At 63.8% G+C, this 17,660-nt stretch carries 20 protein-coding genes; 11 read left to right on the top strand and 9 right to left on the bottom strand.

The genetic code is table 11. The annotated features are described in order from the left end of the window. Window positions 1-29: 29 nt before the first annotated feature. The 3 genes from EPJ54_RS15980 to EPJ54_RS15970 are packed head-to-tail and all read right to left on the bottom strand — an operon-like array spanning window position 30 to window position 2,564. Window positions 30-176 (bottom strand): DUF2474 domain-containing protein, encoded by a 147-nt coding sequence (locus EPJ54_RS15980; RefSeq protein WP_135212764.1) that lies wholly within the window; start codon window positions 174-176, stop codon window positions 30-32. Then, on the bottom strand, window positions 160-1,185 hold the full coding sequence (gene cydB / locus EPJ54_RS15975) for a cytochrome d ubiquinol oxidase subunit II (RefSeq protein ID WP_135212763.1): 1,026 nt from the start codon (window positions 1,183-1,185) through the stop codon (window positions 160-162). The genes EPJ54_RS15980 and cydB overlap by 17 nt, the downstream gene beginning before the upstream one ends. Beyond that, window positions 1,182-2,564: a cytochrome ubiquinol oxidase subunit I gene (locus tag EPJ54_RS15970; RefSeq protein WP_135212762.1), complete on the bottom strand. Its 1,383-nt coding sequence runs from the start codon at window positions 2,562-2,564 to the stop codon at window positions 1,182-1,184. The genes cydB and EPJ54_RS15970 overlap by 4 nt, the downstream gene beginning before the upstream one ends. Before the next feature lie 103 nt (window positions 2,565-2,667). Between EPJ54_RS15970 and EPJ54_RS15965 the strand changes: the two genes are divergently transcribed. Together EPJ54_RS15965 and EPJ54_RS15960 are read left to right on the top strand one after the other, a co-directional pair. Next, window positions 2,668-3,447: an SDR family oxidoreductase gene (locus EPJ54_RS15965; protein WP_135212761.1), complete on the top strand. Its 780-nt coding sequence runs from the start codon at window positions 2,668-2,670 to the stop codon at window positions 3,445-3,447. Window positions 3,448-3,483: 36 nt separating this feature from the next. Then, complete coding sequence (locus tag EPJ54_RS15960) at window positions 3,484-4,020, top strand: hypothetical protein (RefSeq protein ID WP_135212760.1); 537 nt, start codon at window positions 3,484-3,486, stop codon at window positions 4,018-4,020. On the opposite strand, the gene EPJ54_RS15955 is transcribed toward EPJ54_RS15960, so the two are convergent. The 3 genes from EPJ54_RS15955 to EPJ54_RS15945 are packed head-to-tail and all read right to left on the bottom strand — an operon-like array spanning window position 4,017 to window position 6,349. After that, complete coding sequence (locus EPJ54_RS15955) at window positions 4,017-4,460, bottom strand: Tat pathway signal protein (RefSeq protein WP_135212759.1); 444 nt, start codon at window positions 4,458-4,460, stop codon at window positions 4,017-4,019. The genes EPJ54_RS15960 and EPJ54_RS15955 overlap by 4 nt on opposite strands. Before the next feature lie 36 nt (window positions 4,461-4,496). Beyond that, on the bottom strand, window positions 4,497-5,570 hold the full coding sequence (locus EPJ54_RS15950; RefSeq protein WP_135212758.1) for a patatin-like phospholipase family protein: 1,074 nt from the start codon (window positions 5,568-5,570) through the stop codon (window positions 4,497-4,499). Then, window positions 5,567-6,349: a 3-hydroxybutyrate dehydrogenase gene (locus tag EPJ54_RS15945; RefSeq protein ID WP_135212757.1), complete on the bottom strand. Its 783-nt coding sequence runs from the start codon at window positions 6,347-6,349 to the stop codon at window positions 5,567-5,569. Before EPJ54_RS15945 ends, EPJ54_RS15950 begins: the two co-directional genes overlap by 4 nt. Before the next feature lie 94 nt (window positions 6,350-6,443). Here EPJ54_RS15945 and EPJ54_RS15940 point away from each other — a divergent pair, with 94 nt between their 5' ends. The 4 genes from EPJ54_RS15940 (at window position 6,444) to EPJ54_RS15925 (ending at window position 9,693) form a co-directional block, all read left to right on the top strand. Continuing rightward, entirely contained in the window at window positions 6,444-6,890 is a 447-nt protein-coding gene (locus tag EPJ54_RS15940) for a DUF350 domain-containing protein (protein ID WP_135212756.1), read from the top strand. 1 nt (window position 6,891) lies between these two features. After that, window positions 6,892-7,743 (top strand): S1 family peptidase, encoded by an 852-nt coding sequence (locus EPJ54_RS15935; protein WP_135212755.1) that lies wholly within the window; start codon window positions 6,892-6,894, stop codon window positions 7,741-7,743. Then, complete coding sequence (pyrF, locus tag EPJ54_RS15930) at window positions 7,740-8,636, top strand: orotidine-5'-phosphate decarboxylase (RefSeq protein WP_135212754.1); 897 nt, start codon at window positions 7,740-7,742, stop codon at window positions 8,634-8,636. Before EPJ54_RS15935 ends, pyrF begins: the two co-directional genes overlap by 4 nt. Window positions 8,637-8,715: 79 nt before the next feature. Further along, a complete protein-coding gene (locus EPJ54_RS15925) occupies window positions 8,716-9,693 on the top strand; it encodes a DUF2167 domain-containing protein (RefSeq protein WP_135212753.1) in 978 nt (325 codons plus the stop codon). A 60-nt stretch (window positions 9,694-9,753) separates the two neighbouring features. Here the strand turns inward: EPJ54_RS15925 and EPJ54_RS15920 are convergent, their stop codons facing one another. Further along, window positions 9,754-10,095: a Rieske (2Fe-2S) protein gene (locus tag EPJ54_RS15920; protein ID WP_135212752.1), complete on the bottom strand. Its 342-nt coding sequence runs from the start codon at window positions 10,093-10,095 to the stop codon at window positions 9,754-9,756. Continuing rightward, window positions 10,092-11,096 (bottom strand): NAD(P)H-dependent glycerol-3-phosphate dehydrogenase, encoded by a 1,005-nt coding sequence (locus EPJ54_RS15915; RefSeq protein ID WP_135212751.1) that lies wholly within the window; start codon window positions 11,094-11,096, stop codon window positions 10,092-10,094. Before EPJ54_RS15915 ends, EPJ54_RS15920 begins: the two co-directional genes overlap by 4 nt. A gap of 51 nt (window positions 11,097-11,147) precedes the next feature. Here EPJ54_RS15915 and EPJ54_RS15910 point away from each other — a divergent pair, with 51 nt between their 5' ends. After that, window positions 11,148-11,738 (top strand): TetR/AcrR family transcriptional regulator, encoded by a 591-nt coding sequence (locus EPJ54_RS15910; RefSeq protein WP_135212750.1) that lies wholly within the window; start codon window positions 11,148-11,150, stop codon window positions 11,736-11,738. A 603-nt stretch (window positions 11,739-12,341) separates the two neighbouring features. On the opposite strand, the gene tsaD is transcribed toward EPJ54_RS15910, so the two are convergent. Beyond that, on the bottom strand, window positions 12,342-13,433 hold the full coding sequence (gene tsaD, locus EPJ54_RS15905; RefSeq protein WP_135212749.1) for a tRNA (adenosine(37)-N6)-threonylcarbamoyltransferase complex transferase subunit TsaD: 1,092 nt from the start codon (window positions 13,431-13,433) through the stop codon (window positions 12,342-12,344). A 52-nt stretch (window positions 13,434-13,485) separates the two neighbouring features. Between tsaD and hemC the strand changes: the two genes are divergently transcribed. The 4 genes from hemC (at window position 13,486) to EPJ54_RS15885 (ending at window position 17,656) form a co-directional block, all read left to right on the top strand. After that, entirely contained in the window at window positions 13,486-14,427 is a 942-nt protein-coding gene (gene hemC / locus EPJ54_RS15900; protein WP_135212748.1) for a hydroxymethylbilane synthase, read from the top strand. Further along, window positions 14,424-15,101, top strand: a complete 678-nt coding sequence (locus EPJ54_RS15895; RefSeq protein ID WP_135212747.1) for a uroporphyrinogen-III synthase — start codon at window positions 14,424-14,426, stop codon at window positions 15,099-15,101. The genes hemC and EPJ54_RS15895 overlap by 4 nt, the downstream gene beginning before the upstream one ends. A 122-nt stretch (window positions 15,102-15,223) precedes the next feature. Beyond that, complete coding sequence (locus EPJ54_RS15890; protein ID WP_135212746.1) at window positions 15,224-16,228, top strand: COG4223 family protein; 1,005 nt, start codon at window positions 15,224-15,226, stop codon at window positions 16,226-16,228. Between the two features lie 6 nt (window positions 16,229-16,234). After that, window positions 16,235-17,656, top strand: a complete 1,422-nt coding sequence (locus EPJ54_RS15885) for a heme biosynthesis protein HemY (protein WP_135212745.1) — start codon at window positions 16,235-16,237, stop codon at window positions 17,654-17,656. The last annotated feature ends 4 nt before the right edge of the window (window positions 17,657-17,660 follow it).

Raw genomic sequence — 17,660 nt, 5'->3', positions numbered from 1 at the left:
TTCCCCGTTCCACACGGCGGCGCTGGGAACTACAGGATCAGCGCCCGCAGCGCGTATGCAACCGTCGCCACAGCAACTAAGCCGCCAACCCACAACGCCACGAACCATAGCAGCCGTTTGCCCAGAGGCCGCGGCGCTTCCCCCTCTTCCGGCGGGCCTTCAATGATAGGCGGCATCGTTGTCGACCTTGGCGCGGAAAATCCAATAGACGTAAGCCGTGTAGCCCAAGATGATCGGTAGCATCGGGATAGCGCCCCAGAGCATGAGTGAGAGCGCGTTGTCCGCTGCGGCGGCGTCCGCTGGCGTCATCGCGAAGGGCACGATGTAAGGCCACAGGCTGAACGCGAGGCCGAGATAACCGATGAGGAAAAGGCCGACCGCGTAGAGATAGGGCGCGAAATGGCGGCGTTGGTCTGCGCCGCGCCAGAGCAGATAGCAAATCACGGCGGCGAGGATCGGTAGTGGCGCGAGCTTGATGAAGGTTGGCCAATCCACACTTGTCATGGTGAGGCCCCAACGCTCAGTTACGCGCGGATCGACGCCGAGCGTGGCGAGGCTGACCGCGCCCATCGCGAGCGCCGTGAAGAGCGCGAGTTGCTTTACCCATGCGCGTGCGCGTTCGAACAGTTCGCCTTGGGTTTTGAATACGAGCCATGTGGCGCCGAGTAACGCGTAGCCGGCGACAAGTGAGGCGGCGACGAGCAACGAGAATGGCGTCAGCCAATCGAGCGGGCCGCCGGCGAATTGGCCGTTTTCTAGCGCCACGCCTTGGATGAAGCCGCCGAGCACGAACCCCTGCGCAATGGCCGCGACCATCGAGCCGGCGGAGAACGCGATCGTCCACCATTTGGCGCCGAGGCCGCGGCCGTGGTGACGAAACTCGAACGCGACGCCGCGGAAGATCAGCGCGAGTAGCATGAGAATGATCGGCGCGTAGAGCGCCGGCATGAGGGCCGCGTAGGCTTTCGGGAATGCGGCGAACAAGCCGCCGCCGCCGAGCACGAGCCACGTCTCGTTGCCATCCCAAACCGGCGCGATGGCGGCTTGCATCTGGTCACGCTCGCGCGCGTCTTTCGCGAACGGGAAGAGAATGCCGACGCCGAGGTCGAACCCATCGAGCGCAACATAGAGAAAGACGGCGACGGCGATCAGGATCGCCCAGATCATGGAAAGCTCGATCATCACGGCGCCTCCTCGATCGCGGCGCCGAGCGGCGTACCGGGCGGTTGCTTGGATTGCGGCGGCGGCTCGTCGCTCTCCGGCCCTTTGGCTATAAGACGCAGAATATAGAGAGCGCCAGCGCTGAACACGATCGCGTACACGACCATGAAGAAGATGAGCGACGTCGCGACTGAAGCGGCGCTGACCGGTGAGACGGCGTCGGCGGTGCGCAGCACGCCATAGACGACATAGGGCTGGCGTCCGACTTCGGCAGTGATCCAACCGGTGAGCACGGCGACGAAGCCGCTGGGCGCCGCGAGCACGAGCGCGCGATGATACCATGTGGCGGCGTCAAGACGTTTGAGCGCCCAAGCCGCCGCGCCCCAAAGACCAAGCGTCACCATCGCCAAGCCCATCGCCACCATAATTCGGAAAGACCAGAATACGATCCAAACCGGCGGGCGATCTTCGGGTGCGAACGCGTCGAGCCCCTGCACTTCCGCGTTGGCGTCGCCGGCGACAACCCAAGAGCCAAGTCCTGGCAAGCCGAACTCAAAATGATTGCGTTCGGCCGCCTCGTCCGGCCAGGCGAAGAGAATTGTGGGCTGCTGTGTTTGCGTTTGCCACCAGCCCTCCATCGCCGCGACTTTGGCCGGTTGGTGCTCGTGCGCGACGACGCCGCTCTCGTGACCGACAACGATCTGCATCGGTGCGACGATGGCCATCATCAGAATCGCCATGCGCAACGCCATACGACTCTCCGGCAGGGCTCTATTCTTCAAGAGCGCAAACGCCGAGGCGCCGGCGACGACCATCGCCGTGGTGAGATAAGCGGCGAGCACCATATGCGCGAAGCGGCTCGGCAGAGACGGATTGAAAATCACGTCGATGAAATTGGTCGCGATCATCGTGTCGTCATCGGCCCAGGTCCAACCCTGCGGCGTCTGCATCCAAGAATTGGCGGCAAGAATCCAGAACGCGCTGATCAGCGTGCCGATTGCGACAGCGCAGGTGGAGAAGAAGTGCAGCCCCGGCCCCACTCGCTTCCACCCGAATAGCATGATGCCGAGGAAAGACGCTTCAAGGAAAAACGCGGTGAGCACTTCGTAGGCCAGAAGCGGCCCTATCACACTGCCGGTGATGGAGGAGAACAAGCTCCAATTCGTGCCGAACTGGTAGGACATGACGACGCCGGAGACGACGCCCATGCCGAACGACAGCGCGAAGATCTTCACCCAGAAAAGGTAGAGGTTCTTGAAGATCGGCTTCTTTGTGAAGAGCCACAGGCCTTCAAGCACGGCGAGAAATGACGCAAGCCCGATCGTGAAGGCCGGAAAGATGATGTGAAAGCCGATCGTGAATGCGAATTGCAAACGCGATAAAAGCAGCGCGTCCCATTCCATGCGTCACCTCGTTGGAGGCAACCTATGCCGCAACGCCAGCTTGGCCAAGCTTGCGCTTTGCCGCGCCGCGCCACACAGTCGCGCGACATAAAGGGAGGACATCATGGCCGGGCGTGTTGCGGGTAAGAAGGTGTTTGTGACTGGCGCAGCGCAGGGTCTGGGTGCGGCGATCGCGGCGGCGGTGGCGGCCGAAGGCGGCAAGGTCGCGATCGCGGACATCAATTCGGCTGGCGCGGAAAAAACCGCCGCTGAGATCAACGCGACGCACGGTGCGGGCACGGCTTCAGCCTATGCACTCGATGTCACGAACGAAGCGCAATGGATCGCAGCGCTCGAAGCGGCGAACAACGCGATGGGCGGCATTTCGGGGCTGGTGAACAATGCCGGCGTCGCGGGCGACAAGGGCGGCGTCGAAGAGCTCGATTTCGCGACCTTCAAGCGCATCATGAGCATCAATGTCGATTCGGTGTTCTTGGGCGCGAAGTACGCGATCAAATATCTTGCCGCCAACCAACCGGCCTCGATCGTGAACATCAGCTCGATCGCCGGCATCATCGCGAGCTGGAATACGCCGGCATACAACGCGTCCAAGGCGGCGGTGCTGCACCTCTCCAAGAACATCGCGCTCTATTGCGCAAAGAAGAAGCTCGACGTGCGCTCGAACTCGATCCATCCGACCTTCATCAGCACGCCGATTCTGGATCCGCTGCGGGCGATGTTCGGGGCCGAAGAGGCCGAGGCGAAATTGGCGCGGCAGGTTCCCCTGGGTCGCATTGGCCAGCCAGCGGACATCGCCCTGGCGGCGATCTATCTCCTTTCGGATGAAAGCCGGTTCGTCACGGGCGCGGAACTGAAAGTCGATGGCGGCATCTCGGCTATGTGATTTGCCGATCCGGTTCCCCCGTCCAACATTGAGAGAATGAAAGCACTGATGCGGAAGCTCGCAGCCCTCCTCTGCATGTTCACGCTGGCGGCGTGCGGCCAGCCTGCCGCGCCTAGCGGTGGCGAAGCCCCAGCGGCGCAAGGCGGCGCAGACGAGGTGATGCTCGGCTCGACGCAGAATTTGCCCGATTGGCTCCTGGTGGCGCGGCAACGCGATTGCCGGGGCGAAGGCGCCGCGGACCAGGAGTGTTTGGGACAGGTGCATTTCAACCAGCGCACGATCACGCGCAGCGCCGATGGTTCGACGGCCGACATTTGGGTGCAGGTCACGCACGGACAGGAGCAGCCCTACCAATACGAAACGGAAACCACGCGCACCACGATCCGCTTCACGCAACAGCGCCTGCACTATCGCTTCAATTGCAACGAGCAGACATTCACGTTGGTTGAGCGTCAGATCATGGGCGCGAACGAAACCGTGATCACGCGCGACGAGCCGCGCCAGATTTATCGCGCGCCCGCGCAAGGCAGCGTTACGCACATCGTGATGCCAATCGCCTGCCGGGGCGCTTAAGAGCTGCGGCGTTGATAGATGATGTTGACCAGCAGTACGCGGGCGCCTGGCGCGCCGAGCGCTTGATCGATGGATTGCTGCATCAATCTCGTAAGCTGCGTTGGGTCCGGCGCGGTCCGGTCGCGATAGTAAGTGTTCGCATAGACCGCCAAAGCGGTGCGAAGCGCATCACGTAAGCGGGGCCCGTTGCGTTGTGCGCGCTCGCGCAGGGCCGCATCCGGCACGTCGATGCCCATGTCGACGACGAGCGTGCCGCGTGTGGAGGCGCGTTGCAGCACGCCCGCCGAAAGCGTCGGCATCGGCACGAACGATTCGGCGGAGGTCAGGCGCTCCTGGCGCGTGGCGGGCGCTTGGCTACCCCCGCCCGAACCGCCAGCCGCGGCGGCGGGCCCGGCGACGAGCGCCGCACATAAGCCAACAAGAAGGGCGCGCCTTTGCATGAGACGTGAAAATGCGCCGTCGTGGTTAGGGAAGGGTTAGCGCAGCGGCTTGGCTTCGCCGGGTGCGGGGTCATCGCGAAACATGGCGGCGAGATCAACGGTGGAGCGTTGACCGAGAGCGTCAAAATGCTCGGCAAGCCATTGGTCGGCGGCGGTGCGCCCGGTTTCAAACAGCCTATTGAAGAAGCCAATGTCGGTGTTGAGATCGACGCCCAGGCCAAGCGGCGTAAGCGCTGTCCCTTCGCTGACGTTGTGCACCAGCATTTTGCGATAGCGCTTCGACGGGAGCATTTGCTGATCGAGCATGCGGCCGACAAACTCGATGGCGCGGAGTTCGCTCAAGAGATTGGCGTTGAAATTGATCTCGGCGACGCGCGCGGTGATTTCCACCGGCGAGCGCGGCGCGCCGGCCCGCTCGATCGGGTTGATCTGCACGATAACGATGTCGCGCGTAGCTTCGACTCCGAACAACGGAAAGAGTGCGGGATTGCCGGTGTAACCGCCATCCCAATACGGCGCGCCATCGATCATGACGGCTTGGAAGAGTTGCGGCAGACACGCGGACGCCATGACGTGATCGGCGGTGAGTTCGGCATTTTTGAAGATACGGATGCGGCCGGTTTCGACATTGGTGGCGCCGATGAAGAGCTGAATCTCATCGCAGGCGCGCACGTGTTCGAAATTGACCAGTTCGTTCACGACTTCTTTGAGCGGATTCACATTGAGCGGGTTGAAATCGTAAGGGCTCGCCCAACGCGAGGCGATGTCTGCCCACATGGCGAGGTAGGATTCAGGCGCCCAACCGGGCTTGAACGCGTTCAAGAACGCCATCATCGGCGTGCGGCGATAGGGATTGGTCCGCCCTTCGCGCGCGATGCTTTCCCAGAATTGGCGCAGCTTCGCGCGCGCGCACTCCGCGCCGCCTTCGCGGAAGCCATCAGCCAACACCACCGCGCACATCGCGCCGGCGGATGAGCCCGACACCGCCTTGATGGCGATGCGCTCATCCTCCAGCAAACGATCGAGCGCACCCCAGGTGTAAGCGCCGAGCGCGCCGCCGCCCTGCAGCGCGAGCGAGATTGGCTTCGGTTTGACTTTCGCCCGACTCACTGCGCCGTCCAGCCGCCGTCTACACTGAGCGACGCGCCGTTGATTTGATCGGCGGCGGGCGTGGTGAGGAAGAGCGCGATGCCGGCGACATCTTCGATTTTCACGAACTCTTTTGTCGGCTGCGCGGCGAGCAGCACGTCATTGATGACTTGTTCGCGCGTCATGTTGCGCGCCTTCATCGTGTCCGGGATTTGGTTCTCGACCAACGGCGTCAGCACGTAACCAGGCGAGATGGCGTTGCAGCGCACGCCGAACGCCGCGCTTTCGAGCGCGACCGTTTTGGTCAAACCCAAAATGCCGTGCTTGGCGGCGACGTAAGCCGACTTGAATGGTGAGGCGACATGCGCGTGCGCGGAGGCGATGTTGATGATGCGGCCGTATTTGCGCTCCTTCATCGGGCGCATGGCGGCGCGAATGGCGTGGAACGCGGCGGAGAGATTGAGCGCGATGATCGCGTTCCATTTGTCGACCGGGAAATCCTCGATCGGCGACACATATTGGATGCCGGCGTTGTTCACGAGCACATCGAGGCGACCAAACGCGCCGACCGCACTGTCGACCATGCCGGCGCAGGCCTCGGGCTGCATCAGATTGGCGCCGTCGTAGCGGACCTCAACGCCGGTTTCGGCGGCGAGCGCGGCGCGAACCTTCTCAATTTCGTTAGGATCGCCCAGGCCGTTGAGGGTGACGTTCATGCCGGCTTTGGCGAAGGCGGTGGCGACGCCGAGGCCAATCCCGCTGGTTGAGCCGGTTACCAATGCGGCTTTACGTTCGCTCATGTGCTTACCTTCTTCTGGTCGTCTTGCGCGCGTCACCCGGAACCGCTAGCGCAGGCGGGGATATAGCCGGCCTGCGGCACGCGAGGGACACGTCATGGATTTTTCCGCGCCTATCAATGCCTTCGTCGCGGGATTTCCGGATTTCATCATTCAGTTAGGTGTGGCGCTCGGCCTCTTCATCGCCTCGCTGATCATCTACGTCATTATGACGCCGCATAAAGAGCTGGCCTTGATCCGCGCCGGCAATCCGTCGGCTTCGCTTGCTTTTGGCGGCGTTGTGGTCGGCCTTGCCATTCCTTTGGGCTCCTGCCTCGCCCACTCGTTCGGGGTCTGGGATTTGCTGATCTGGGGCGTGGTGACGCTGCTGATCCAGCTGCTGGCGTTCCGTTTTGCAGATATGTTCCTGCGCGGCCTGCCGCGCCGGATTGCCGAAGGTGATGTGGCAGCAGCGGTATTTTTGATGAGCGTGAAAATTGGTTTGGCGCTGATCCTTTCGGGCGCGGTCGCCGATCCCAATGTGAGCATGATCAGAGGCGGCTGATTTGTTTCGTCTGATCCCGGACTGGTTGCTCTACATCATCGTCATCGCGGCGGTGGTGTTTGTACTGTTCCGCATCGACCAACGCGCGGACGCACCGGAAGCGCTGCCAGATGCGCCGTCATCGGTGAACGGCTCCTATCTGCCGCCGCCCTCGATCTATGATCCCGAAGTGCTGGTTGAAGTCGGCCCCGTTTCGTCTGGAATGGGGTCAGCGTTTGCGATTTCAGAGGAAGGTTGGTGGCTGACGGCGCGCCACGTCGTCGACGGATGCGAGCATGTCGGCCTTATCGTCTCGCGCGGCCAAGCCGTGCAGGTCACCGAAGTGAAGCGCGCGCTGTTTGCCGACCTTGCGCTGCTGCGCACGGACCAAGCGCCGGTAGCGCTGGCGCTCGACACGTCAGAGCGCGATTTCCAAATTGGCCAACGCGCCTTCCATGTCGGCTTTCCGCAAGGCAGGCCAGGCGAAGCGTATTCGCGCTTGATTGGCCGCGAGACGCTCGTTGCGCGCGGCCGTTACGATGTTGAAGAGCCGGTGCTGGCATGGGCTGAGCTTGGCCGTACGTCGGGCCTCGGCGGTTCGCTTGCCGGCATTAGCGGTGGGCCTGCATTCTCATCGAACGGCCAAGTGATTGGGGTAACGATCGCGGAATCCGCGCGCCGCGGGCGCATTTACACGGCCGCGCCCTCATCGGTGTTGCGCTTGTTGCGCGTTGAACAAGTTGAAGCCGCTGGCGCTCCAGCGCCGCGCCTCACCTCAGACAATTACGGCCAGCAATCGGATGATTTGCGGCGCGAGCTTGCAGTGGCGCAAGTGGTCTGCGTTGCGCCCGGCGATGGGCCGTTGAACAGATGACCGCACCTTTCGCAGATCGCTTGATCGAAAGCGTCCGCCGCCACAACACGCCGCTCTGCGTTGGGCTCGATCCATTCGCGGATAAAATTCCTGCGGCGCTCTTCGGCGACGTGCGCGAAGATATGCAAGCGCTGCTAAAGTTCGGCGCGAGCGTGATCGACGTGGCGGCCAAACATTGCGGCGTGTTGAAGCCGCAGCTTGGTCTGTTCGAGCAATTCGGCGAGATGGGCTACGCAGTGGCGCGCATGTTGTGCCAGCATGCGACCGATACCGGCATGATCGTGATCCTCGACGCCAAGCGCGGCGACATCGGCACGACGGCGGAAGGCTATGCGCGCGCGTCGCTGGGGCCGAAGCCGGGCTTCAACGCCGATTGCGTCACGGTGAACCCCTACATGGGCAAGGACACGCTCGAGCCGTTCGTCACGTTGGCGCAGCGCGAGGGCAAAGGCGTCGCCGTGCTGGTGCGCACCTCGAATCCGGGCGCGGGCGATGTGCAAGATCTGCAAGTTGGCGGCGCACCGGTATGGCGGCGCGTTGCCGAGATGCTGGCGCCGGAAACGCAGCGCCTTTTGGGCGCGAGCGATTGGTCGGGCCTGATGGCGGTGGCCGGCGCGACCTATCCGGAGGAAGCGCGCGCGCTGCGCGAGGCTATGCCCCACGCGCTGTTCCTAGTGCCGGGTTACGGCGCACAGGGCGCGAGCGCCGCGGACGCGGTGGCTGGCTTTGTTGCAAGCGGGAAAGGTTTGGAGGGCGGCGTCGTCAACTCGTCGCGCGGCGTGACCTATCCACAAGCCGCGCAGGCCGCGACCAGCATCGCTGAGTGGCGCAGCGCCATAAATGACGCGATGACTCGCGCGTCAGGGGAACTTCGCGCAGCTGTCACGCGCTGACGCGCGACAAAGCTCGCGAGATTGGTTAATCACCGACTCGGGGGAAGCGCCCGGACCGGGCGCGCGAGGGAGACTACCCATGCGCAAGAATGTAACGCGCGCCCTTTTTGCCGCGCTGGCGATCTTCGTCGCCACACCTGCTTTTGCCGATGGTCCGGGCACTGCCGGACCTGATGTCGCCGCGCCGCCAGTGCGCGCGCAACCTGTTCAACCGGCAACGCCGCCAGCGGCTCAGCCTGCCGCCGCGCCTGCCGAAGGCCGCTCGGGCGTGATCCCGCTGAACGGCGACGAACTCACGATCAACGTACCAAACGGCTACAGGCTCTATTCGGCGGAAGAAGCGTACGCCTTCCTGCAACGCAACAACGCAACGGCGCCGAGCGGCACCGTGCTTGGCCTACTCGCGCCGGCGAACACAGACGTGCGCGCCAACAATGTTTGGGCGACGGTGATTTCCTACGACGCAATTGGCTACGTGCAGGCGGAAACAGCCTCGGGCTTGAGCGACACCAATCTCGAAACGCAAACACGCGATGCGCGCGCGGCACAGAACAAGCCATTCGAAGGCTTCGCGGTGATGCCGGCGTTTGTCGCTGAAGGCACGCCGCAAGTCGTGTGGGCTGAGCGCACGGCTGCACCTGGCGGCGGCCAAGGCAAGGATTTCCGTCACGAATTGAAATTGCTGGGCCGCTATGGCGTGGCGACGATGACGAGCATCGGTAGCGCCGACCAAATGCCAGCGATCGAAGCGGCGGCGTCTGAAATGCAGAACATGCTGAGCTTCCCGACTGGCCGCACGCATGCGGATTTCCAAGCGGCAAGCGACCAAGTCTCGGCCTATTCGATACCGGGCTTGGTAACCGGCGTGGCGGCGGAGAGCGGCACGGCGGAAGCCGCTGGCGATGGCGGCGGGCAAGCGCAAACCGCGTTTGGCGGCTTGGCTGGCTATTTCCCTTGGATCGCGCTGGGTGTCGTGGTGCTCGCGGGCGTCGGCTACATGATGATGCGCCGTCGCGACGACGATGATGAGGACGACGAGGAAGAAGCGGCCGCTTAAGGTGCTGATTCAGCTTAGTGAGATTGAGGCGCGGCGAAAGCCGCGCTTCTTTTTTGTGGCTTATGCGATGAAAACGCCGTCGTCGCGCAGTTCGATGGCGAAGCGCTCCAAGCCTTCGCCATTGCACGGCCCCCCGGCACAAGCGCCGGATTCGAGCGCAAAACTTGCGCCGTGCGCGGTGCAGACGAGATAGCGGCCTTCTTGGATCACCATGCGCCCATCGGGGCGTTCCATGGGATAGCCGGCGTGCGGGCAGCGATTGCGGAACGCGGCGATGGCATCACCACGGCGCGTGATGATGATCGAGAGCCGCGCCTCGCCTTCCGCGAAATCGACCACGATCGCGCCAGGATTTGGCACCGCATCGACGCGCGCCAAGAAGAGGCCGGACTTGGGAGTCACACGCCTTCAGCTTTGAACGGACGCGACAGCAAAGCTGTGATCGCGTCATCAATGCTGATGCGTTCACCGACAATAGCGTCGACGGCTTGGCAGATCGGCATCTCGACTTTGTATTTCGCCGCGAGCGCCACGACGGCCGGCGCGCTCTCCATGCCTTCAGCGACGGAGCGGCGTTCGGCGAGAATGTCTTTCAGCGCGCGGCCTTCGCCGAGAGCTGCGCCAAGCGATGTGTTGCGCGAGGTGAGCGAGGCGCAGGTGAGCACCAGATCGCCCAAGCCGCAGAGGCCGGAGAGCGTTTCGGCTTTTGCGCCCATCGCGAGGCCGAGGCGCGTGAGTTCGGCGAAGCCGCGCGTGATGAGAGCAGCGCGCGCGCCGTCGCCAAGCTTGCGGCCTTCGGCGACGCCGCAAGCGATGGCGATGACGTTCTTCACCGCGCCGCCAATTTCAGCGCCGATGAGATCGTCTGCGAAGTACGGGCGGAAGGTTGGCAGGCCGATCGTGGCGACGATGCGTTGCGCGAGCGCGGCATCCGGGCTCGCGATCGTGATTGCTGTCGGCAGGCCGCGCGCGACGTCTTTCGCGAAGCCAGGACCGGACAGCACGGCGGGGCCGATTTCGGGCAACTCTTCCCTCAGCACGTCCGTCATGAGCGCCAGCGAGCCACGCTCGACGCCCTTGGCGCACAGCACCAGCGGCGCGCCAAGCTGCAGGTGCGGGCGGGCGCTGCGCAGGACGCTGCGCATATGTTGGGCAGGCGGTACGGCGAGGATCAGGTCGGCTTTTGCGGCCTCTGCGATGTCCGCGGTGGCTCGGACAGCGGGGTTCAGCTTCTGGCCGGGCAGGAACAATGTGTTCTCGTGCGCCTGGTTGATGCCTTGGACAACTTCGTCCTCGCGCGCCCAGATCAGCACATCGCGGCCCGCGGCGGCGGCCACCTGCGCCAAGGCGGTGCCCCACGCCCCCGCCCCAAGGACGGTCACGTTCTGATAGGGCTGGGTCACAACGCTGAATCCTTCATTGATCGTTCAGTAGAAACCGCATAAATGGAAGGGATGGACGAAAAGACAGCTACGCGCGATCGCATTCTCCAGGCGGCCATGAACCGCATCAAACACTACGGCTATGGCAAGACAACCATGGCCGAGATCGCGGCCGATTGCGATATGTCGCCGGGCAACATCTATCGCTTCTTCGAAGCCAAGATCGACATCGCCGAGGCGATGGCGCGCAAGCATTACGCTGAAGAACAGGCCGAAATGGCCGCGATCGCGCGCAAGAAGGAGTGGCCGGCGGATAAGCGGTTGCGCGAGATTTTCTTCAAGCGCATGCGCGATTCCTACGCGATGTTCGAGGAAAACGCCAAAATCCTCGAGGTCGCCGAGGTCCTGGTGAAGGAGCGTCCGCTCTTCTCGAACGAGCAATTGGCGCTGGAGCGCGTATTTCTCTCAGCGCTTCTGGAAGAAGGCGAAAAAGCCGGTCTGTTCGCGCCGGCCGACCATATGTTCAACGCAGAGATGATGCAGTCGGCGACTATGAAATTCGGCGTGCCGCAGCTCTTCTCGAAGCTCACCCTGCCCAAGCTGGAGCGGGAGCTTGAGGGCGTGCTCAACCTCATCCTGAACGGCATCTACGCCCGCAAATAAGCTCGTAGCGCATATCCCAGCCTCAAGCGAAACGAGCTTTACACAAATACTGAACGAAAACTATTTTATTCATTGAATACGTGACGGCGTCAGGGTACATATAATCCACCGAACAACGCCAAGCCCTGGAGAGCCCAATGACCGCCACCCGCCCCTCACACCTTCTCAGCTTCAGCTTCGTCGTCGCAGCAGCGTTGCTTGTTACCGTTGCGATGAGCCCGATCGTCGAAATCGCGGCCCGCGTGGTCGCCTAGAATTTCTGCCTGGGCGCGTTTCCCAGCGCGCCCCTGTCCCCTTGTGCAGGCGCGAAGACTTCGGTCTTCGCGCCTCTCTTTTGCCTGCAATTATGGATCGACATTAACGATTTGCCCTGCATAATTGCATATCAGGGCTGGTTTTTGCTGACTACCGCCGCCGCGTAGCAAAGATTATCTACCGGCCGTCGATGTTAGCAGTTGCAGCATCGACTCACTGATGAGGGGAATTTCGAATGTCTGCGCAAGACCTGCCTGCCACCGCTCGGGCCCTGTCCGTTGTGGTCGCGATCGCACTGGTCGCCACCGCGCTGGCGCCGTTGTTGTTCGCTGCCGCGCGCGTCGTGGCCTAAGCTTTTGCTCCCTTGCGTCCCGGCTTGTGGCTGGGGCGCAAGCGGGCAGCGGCCTCGTCTAACGGCCAGCGTGGACGGGCTGGAAATGACAGGTCGTCACTAAATCCCAGCCGCAATCTTTCAGCTCCGGCCAAAGCGATCATCGCCGCATTGTCGGTGCACCATTTGAGCGGCGGGGCGATAAAGTCGTAATTTCGATCCGCCGCCAGAGCTTCGAGCCGGCCCCGGATCGCCTGATTGGCGGCCACACCGCCGGCCGCCACCAATCTTCCCTTTGCACCCCAGACCATATCGAATGCGCGCATCGCGTTGCGCGTGCGATCGGTGATGATGTCGAGCACGGCCGCTTGGAAGCTGGCGCAAAGATCGGCTTTGTCCTGATCCGTCAGCACGCCGAGCGTCGCCACCTCGCGCGCACACGCGGTCTTCAAGCCCGCGAAGGAGAAGTCGCAACCTTCGCGGCTGAGCAACGGACGGGGCAGCGCAAAGCGCTTCGGATCGCCGTTTTTGGCGGCTTTTTCCACGAATGGCCCGCCGGGGAAGCCGAGATCGAGCAGCTTAGCGAGCTTGTCGAAAGCTTCGCCGAGCGCGTCGTCGATGGTGGAGCCGAGGCGACGATAAACGCCGACGTCGAGCACAGAGATGAATTGGCAATGGCCGCCCGAGACCAGCAATAAGAGGTACGGGAAGGTCGCGCCGCCTTCGGCGAGGCGCGGGCTGAGCGCGTGGCCTTCGAGGTGGTTCACGCCGATCAGCGGCTTGTTTTGGGCGAGAGAGATCGCCTTCCCAGCCATGAGCCCGACCATGACGCCGCCGATCAGGCCGGGGCCGGCTGTTGCCGCCACACCATCCAAATCAGCAAAATTCATCCCCGCGTCGGCCATCGCCGCTTTGATCGTCCCGTCCAGGCCTTCGACGTGCGCGCGGGCGGCAATCTCGGGAACCACACCCCGATACGGCGCGTGATGGGCGGCTTGGCCGAGCACCACGTCGGAGAGCACGTGCGGTCCCGCCTCATCCAGGCGCAGCACGGCCGCCGCGGTCTCGTCGCAGCTGGTCTCGATGCCGAGGATGGTGAGCGGTTTCATGGCGGCTCATTTGGCGCGTTCCCCCGCGCCGCGCCAGCGGCTAAGTGAAGTTATGGCTGTTCTCTTCCGCATCGGCGCGCGTGGCTCGAAGCTTTCGCTGGCGCAGACCGAGCAGACGCGCGCGCGTTGGGCGGCGTTGCTGGGTGTTGAGCTGAGCGCGCTGGAGATCGTCCCGATCGTGACGACGGGCGACACGATCCAGGATCGGCGGCTGATTGAATCCGGCGGCAAAGGGCTCTTTACTAAGGAGCTCGATGAAGCGCTGCTCGATGGGCGCATCGATGTCGGCATTCATTCGTTGAAGGATCTGCCGACGCGGCTGCCCGATGGCATAGTGCTGGCCTGCGTGCCGGAGCGCGAAGATCCGCGCGACGCCTTTGTGAGCCTTAAAGCGAAGAGCCTGGCTGAACTGCCGGCGGGCGCGAATGTCGGCACGGCGAGTTTGCGGCGCCAGGCGCAGGTGCTTTACGCGCGGCCTGATCTGGGCGTCGTGACGTTGCGCGGCAATGTCGATACGCGCTTGAAGAAGCTGGAGGCCGGCGATGCAGACGCGACGTTCCTGGCGCTCGCGGGCCTGAAGCGTTTGGGTTTGGAAGCGCGTGCGGTAAGCTTGGTTGATCCGATCGAAACGCCGCCTGCTGCGTGCCAAGGCGCGCTTGCAATTACGGCGCGCGCAGATGATGCGCGCACGCTTGAGGCGCTGGCGAAATTTGAGGACGCGAATGCGCGCATTGAAACCGAAGCGGAGCGCGCGTTTTTGGAAGCGCTCGATGGCTCGTGCCGCACGCCGATCGGGGCGCTCGCCCGCGTAAATGGCGCGGAAATGCGCTTTGTGGGTGAGACGCTGACGCCCGATGGCGTGACGCGTTGGCGACGCACGGAGACGGTTGCGCTCGGTGGCGAGGTGATTGCGCAAGCGCGAGCCTTGGGCGCAACGCTTGGCGGTGAAATTCGCGACGAAGCGGGGGATTCCATCATGATGGATCACGGGTGACGCGGGTCGCCATCACGCGCGCGATGCCGGAAGCGGAAATCACGGCGCAGCGCGTGCGTGCGTTGGGCGCGGAACCGGTGATTGCGCCGCTGCTGACGATCGTGCCGTGCGGCTACGACACGAACGTTGAAGGCGCGCAGGCGCTGATCTTCACCAGCATCAATGGCGTACATGCGTTTCCGGCGGTGCGCGAAGCGCAGGACAAGATCATCCTTGCTGTCGGCGATGCGACAGCGGCGGCGGCGCGTGCGGCGGGGCATAAGAATGTGCGCTCGGCCGACGGCGATGTGGCCTCGCTGGCGGCGCTCGCGAAAGCGACGCTCGATCCCGCCCGAGGCAAAATCATTCATATCGCCGGCGAACACATTGCCGGCGATTTAGCGGGCGAGTTGCAACGCGCCGGCTATCGGATCGAGCGACGCACCGCGTATGCGGCGGTGCAGGCGAGCGTGCTGCCGCCGCAACTCACAGAAACCCTGGATATCATCCTCTTCTACAGCGCACGCGCTGCGGAGGCGTTTGTTGCGCTCGGCGCACCCAATGCGGCGCAACTCACAGCGGCCTGCATGAGTCCCGGCGTGGCTGAAAAAGCGGCGAAAACCATCTGGAAGCGCATAATCGTGGCGCCCGCGCCACGCGAAGACGATCTCTTGCGCGTCACACTCCAAGAGTAATTCTCCCCTGCTGGGGCAAGCGCTTGAGCGGCTTCACCGGGGGCCGTAGGTTTCTGCTTCGGCCCCGACTCATTTCCGATGCGAAATCGCGGAAACGTCGCGGGAAAATTTTGGGGAGCCACATGAGCAGAGACGACGACGAAGCGGAGCGCGGACGCGCCGAGCCGATCGACGTTGAGTACGAGCCGGCTTATCGCGACGATGATCGTCGCGGCGGCGGCATCGGCGGGGGCACGGCTCTGGCGCTGGCGGTGTTGGCCGCGGGCGTGGGCGCAGCGGGTGGCGCTATCGCGCCACGCCTGCCGGCCGTGCAAGCCGCCCTCAATGACGTGGCGCCTTTGCAGGCGGCGAGCGTGAACGGCGCAGAGGCGCCGTCGAATGTCACCGAATTGGATCAGCGGCTCGAGGCGATCGAGGCGATCGTGAACGCACCGCTGGCCATCGCGGCGAGCGATGAAGCCGAGGGCGGCAGCGCCACGGCGCGTCTGTTCGCGCTGCAAGCAGGCCTGCGCGATGTGGAAAGCCGCTTGAGCACGATGCCGTCGACGGCGGAAGTGCAAGCACTCGTCACCGAAGTGCGCCGCTTGCAGGAAGAATTGCCGGCGGTGGCGGCGGAAGCACGGGCGGCCGCGACCGCGGCGCGTGCCTCGTACGCAGTCGTGGCGGCGGCGGAAGCGGCGCGCTCCTCCGGCCCATTCCCGCAGGCGCATGCAGCGCTTGCGACGTTGCTGCCGAACGATCCGAACGTGGCCGCACTCGAGCCGCTGGCGCGCACCGGCGCACCGACACGGATCGAATTGCGCGATCAGTTTGACCGCCTCGACAACGAGATCATTCGCGCCGCACGGCAAAGCCAAGCGGGCGGCGGATTCTGGGGTCGCATCCAAGCGGCGCTGGCGCAATGGATCGTCGTGCGCCAATCGAACGCGGGCGACACACCGGAAGGCATTGTCGAACGCGCCGAGCAATATCTCGCTTCCGACCGCTTGGCGGAAGCCATTCAAGAACTGAACCGGCTGACAGGCGCATCCAAGCGCGCCGCCCAGCCTTGGCTGAATGACGCGCAGCGCCGGCTCGAAATCGACCAGCGCCTCGCGGCGATCCGACAAGAATTGTCGCGGAGCTAAAGCACGATGTTGCGCCTCGCTTTCCTTTTGATCATCGCGGTCGCCGCGATGCTGGCCTCGTGGCAGATCGTCACCACCGACCCAGGCACGGTGGAGATCAATTGGTTCGGCACGGAAGTGAGCACGAGCGCATTGTTCGGTTTGCTGATCTTGGTGGTGCTGATCGCGATCGCGCTGCCGGTGTTGCGTTTGCTGATGTTCTTGATCGATGCGCCGGGACGTATCGGCAAGGCAGGCCAACGCGCGCGCATTCGCAAGGGCCAAGAAGCTTTGGCGCTGGGCTTGATCGCGGCGGAAGCCGGTGAGTTCGAGGAAGCGCGCCGCCAAGCGGATCGCGCGGAAGATCTGATCGAAGAGCCGCGCCTGGCCATGCTGTTGCAAGCGCGCGCAGCGGAAGTTGCCGGCGATACGGCGGGCGCGGAGCGCGCCTATTCGGGCATGTTGCAGCACGAGGATACGGAAATCCTCGGCCGCAAAGGCTTGATGGCGGCAGCGTTGAAGCGTGGCGACCGCACCGCGGCGCGTGCCCACGCGGAAGCGGCGCTGAAGGCCTCCAAGACATCGACTTGGCCCTATCAATACGCATTCGATCTCGCGGTGCAGGCCGGCGATTGGGACGCTGCGCTGGAAACGCTGGAAATCGGCGACAAGCGCAAACTCGTGGAGGACCGAGTCGCCAAGCGCCGGCGTGCGGTGCTGATGGCGGCGCAAGCCGCGAAGATGGAGCGCGAGCGCCGCATCGATAAGGCGTCCGACCAAGCGCAGAAGGCGTTTCGCATGGCGCCGCAATTCGCGCCAGCGGCCGCACTCTCCGCGCGCCTACTGGTGGCCGAAGGCAAGAACGAACGCGCGGCCTCCATCCTTGAAGATGCATGGGAAAACGCACCGCACCCGGCTTTGGCGCATGCCTATCGCGACCTCGCGGCTGGTGAGTCACGCGAAGCGCGCGCGGGCCGCATGGGCGCCTTCGCCGACAAGCGCCGAGATCACCGCGAGTCGAAGATCGTGCTGGCGGAACTCGCGATGGAGCGCGGCGATTGGGCGACGGCGCAATCGCTGCTGGAAGACGCCTATCGCGAAAACCCTTCGTCCCGGATTTGCATTCTGTTCGCGCAAGTCGCGCGTGGACGTGGTGACGAGAACGGCGCGCGCACGTGGTTGGCGCAAGCGGCCGCTGCGCCGCGTGAATTGGACTGGTCGGATCTGGATCCGGAAGGTCCGGCTTTCATGTATGACGACGCGGATTGGGCGCGGCTCGTCTATGTGTTCGGCGACAGCGGCCAGCTTATCCACCCACGCATGGAGCGCGGCCAAAACGATGCGCTTGGGCCGGTGCTCGCATTGCCGACGGCGGCTCTCACCGCGCCGCGGGCAGACCTCCGGGCCGAACGCGCGCCGGATGAAGCTGAAGTCGAAGAGGTGCGCTAGTATC

Origin of the sequence: Vitreimonas flagellata, assembly GCF_004634425.1 — a bacterium.
Lineage (GTDB): Bacteria > Pseudomonadota > Alphaproteobacteria > Caulobacterales > Aquidulcibacteraceae > Vitreimonas > Vitreimonas flagellata.
Note: the sequence above shows the minus strand (reverse complement) of the source record. Positions and strands in the feature narration are given on the sequence as shown.

Bases quoted from the DNA above. Each gene is read 5' to 3' on its own strand.
- EPJ54_RS15980 (WP_135212764.1), bottom strand. From the start codon at position 176: ATGCCGCCTATCATTGAAGGCCCGCCGGAAGAGGGGGAAGCGCCGCGG.
- EPJ54_RS15970 (WP_135212762.1), bottom strand. From the start codon at position 2,564: ATGGAATGGGACGCGCTGCTTTTATCGCGTTTGCAATTCGCATTCACG.
- EPJ54_RS15965 (WP_135212761.1), top strand. From the start codon at position 2,668: ATGGCCGGGCGTGTTGCGGGTAAGAAGGTGTTTGTGACTGGCGCAGCG.
- EPJ54_RS15960 (WP_135212760.1), top strand. From the start codon at position 3,484: ATGAAAGCACTGATGCGGAAGCTCGCAGCCCTCCTCTGCATGTTCACG.
- EPJ54_RS15955 (WP_135212759.1), bottom strand. From the start codon at position 4,460: ATGCAAAGGCGCGCCCTTCTTGTTGGCTTATGTGCGGCGCTCGTCGCC.
- EPJ54_RS15945 (WP_135212757.1), bottom strand. From the start codon at position 6,349: ATGAGCGAACGTAAAGCCGCATTGGTAACCGGCTCAACCAGCGGGATT.
- EPJ54_RS15940 (WP_135212756.1), top strand. From the start codon at position 6,444: ATGGATTTTTCCGCGCCTATCAATGCCTTCGTCGCGGGATTTCCGGAT.
- pyrF (WP_135212754.1), top strand. From the start codon at position 7,740: ATGACCGCACCTTTCGCAGATCGCTTGATCGAAAGCGTCCGCCGCCAC.
- EPJ54_RS15925 (WP_135212753.1), top strand. From the start codon at position 8,716: ATGCGCAAGAATGTAACGCGCGCCCTTTTTGCCGCGCTGGCGATCTTC.
- EPJ54_RS15910 (WP_135212750.1), top strand. From the start codon at position 11,148: ATGGACGAAAAGACAGCTACGCGCGATCGCATTCTCCAGGCGGCCATG.
- tsaD (WP_135212749.1), bottom strand. From the start codon at position 13,433: ATGAAACCGCTCACCATCCTCGGCATCGAGACCAGCTGCGACGAGACC.
- hemC (WP_135212748.1), top strand. From the start codon at position 13,486: ATGGCTGTTCTCTTCCGCATCGGCGCGCGTGGCTCGAAGCTTTCGCTG.
- EPJ54_RS15890 (WP_135212746.1), top strand. From the start codon at position 15,224: ATGAGCAGAGACGACGACGAAGCGGAGCGCGGACGCGCCGAGCCGATC.
- EPJ54_RS15885 (WP_135212745.1), top strand. From the start codon at position 16,235: ATGTTGCGCCTCGCTTTCCTTTTGATCATCGCGGTCGCCGCGATGCTG.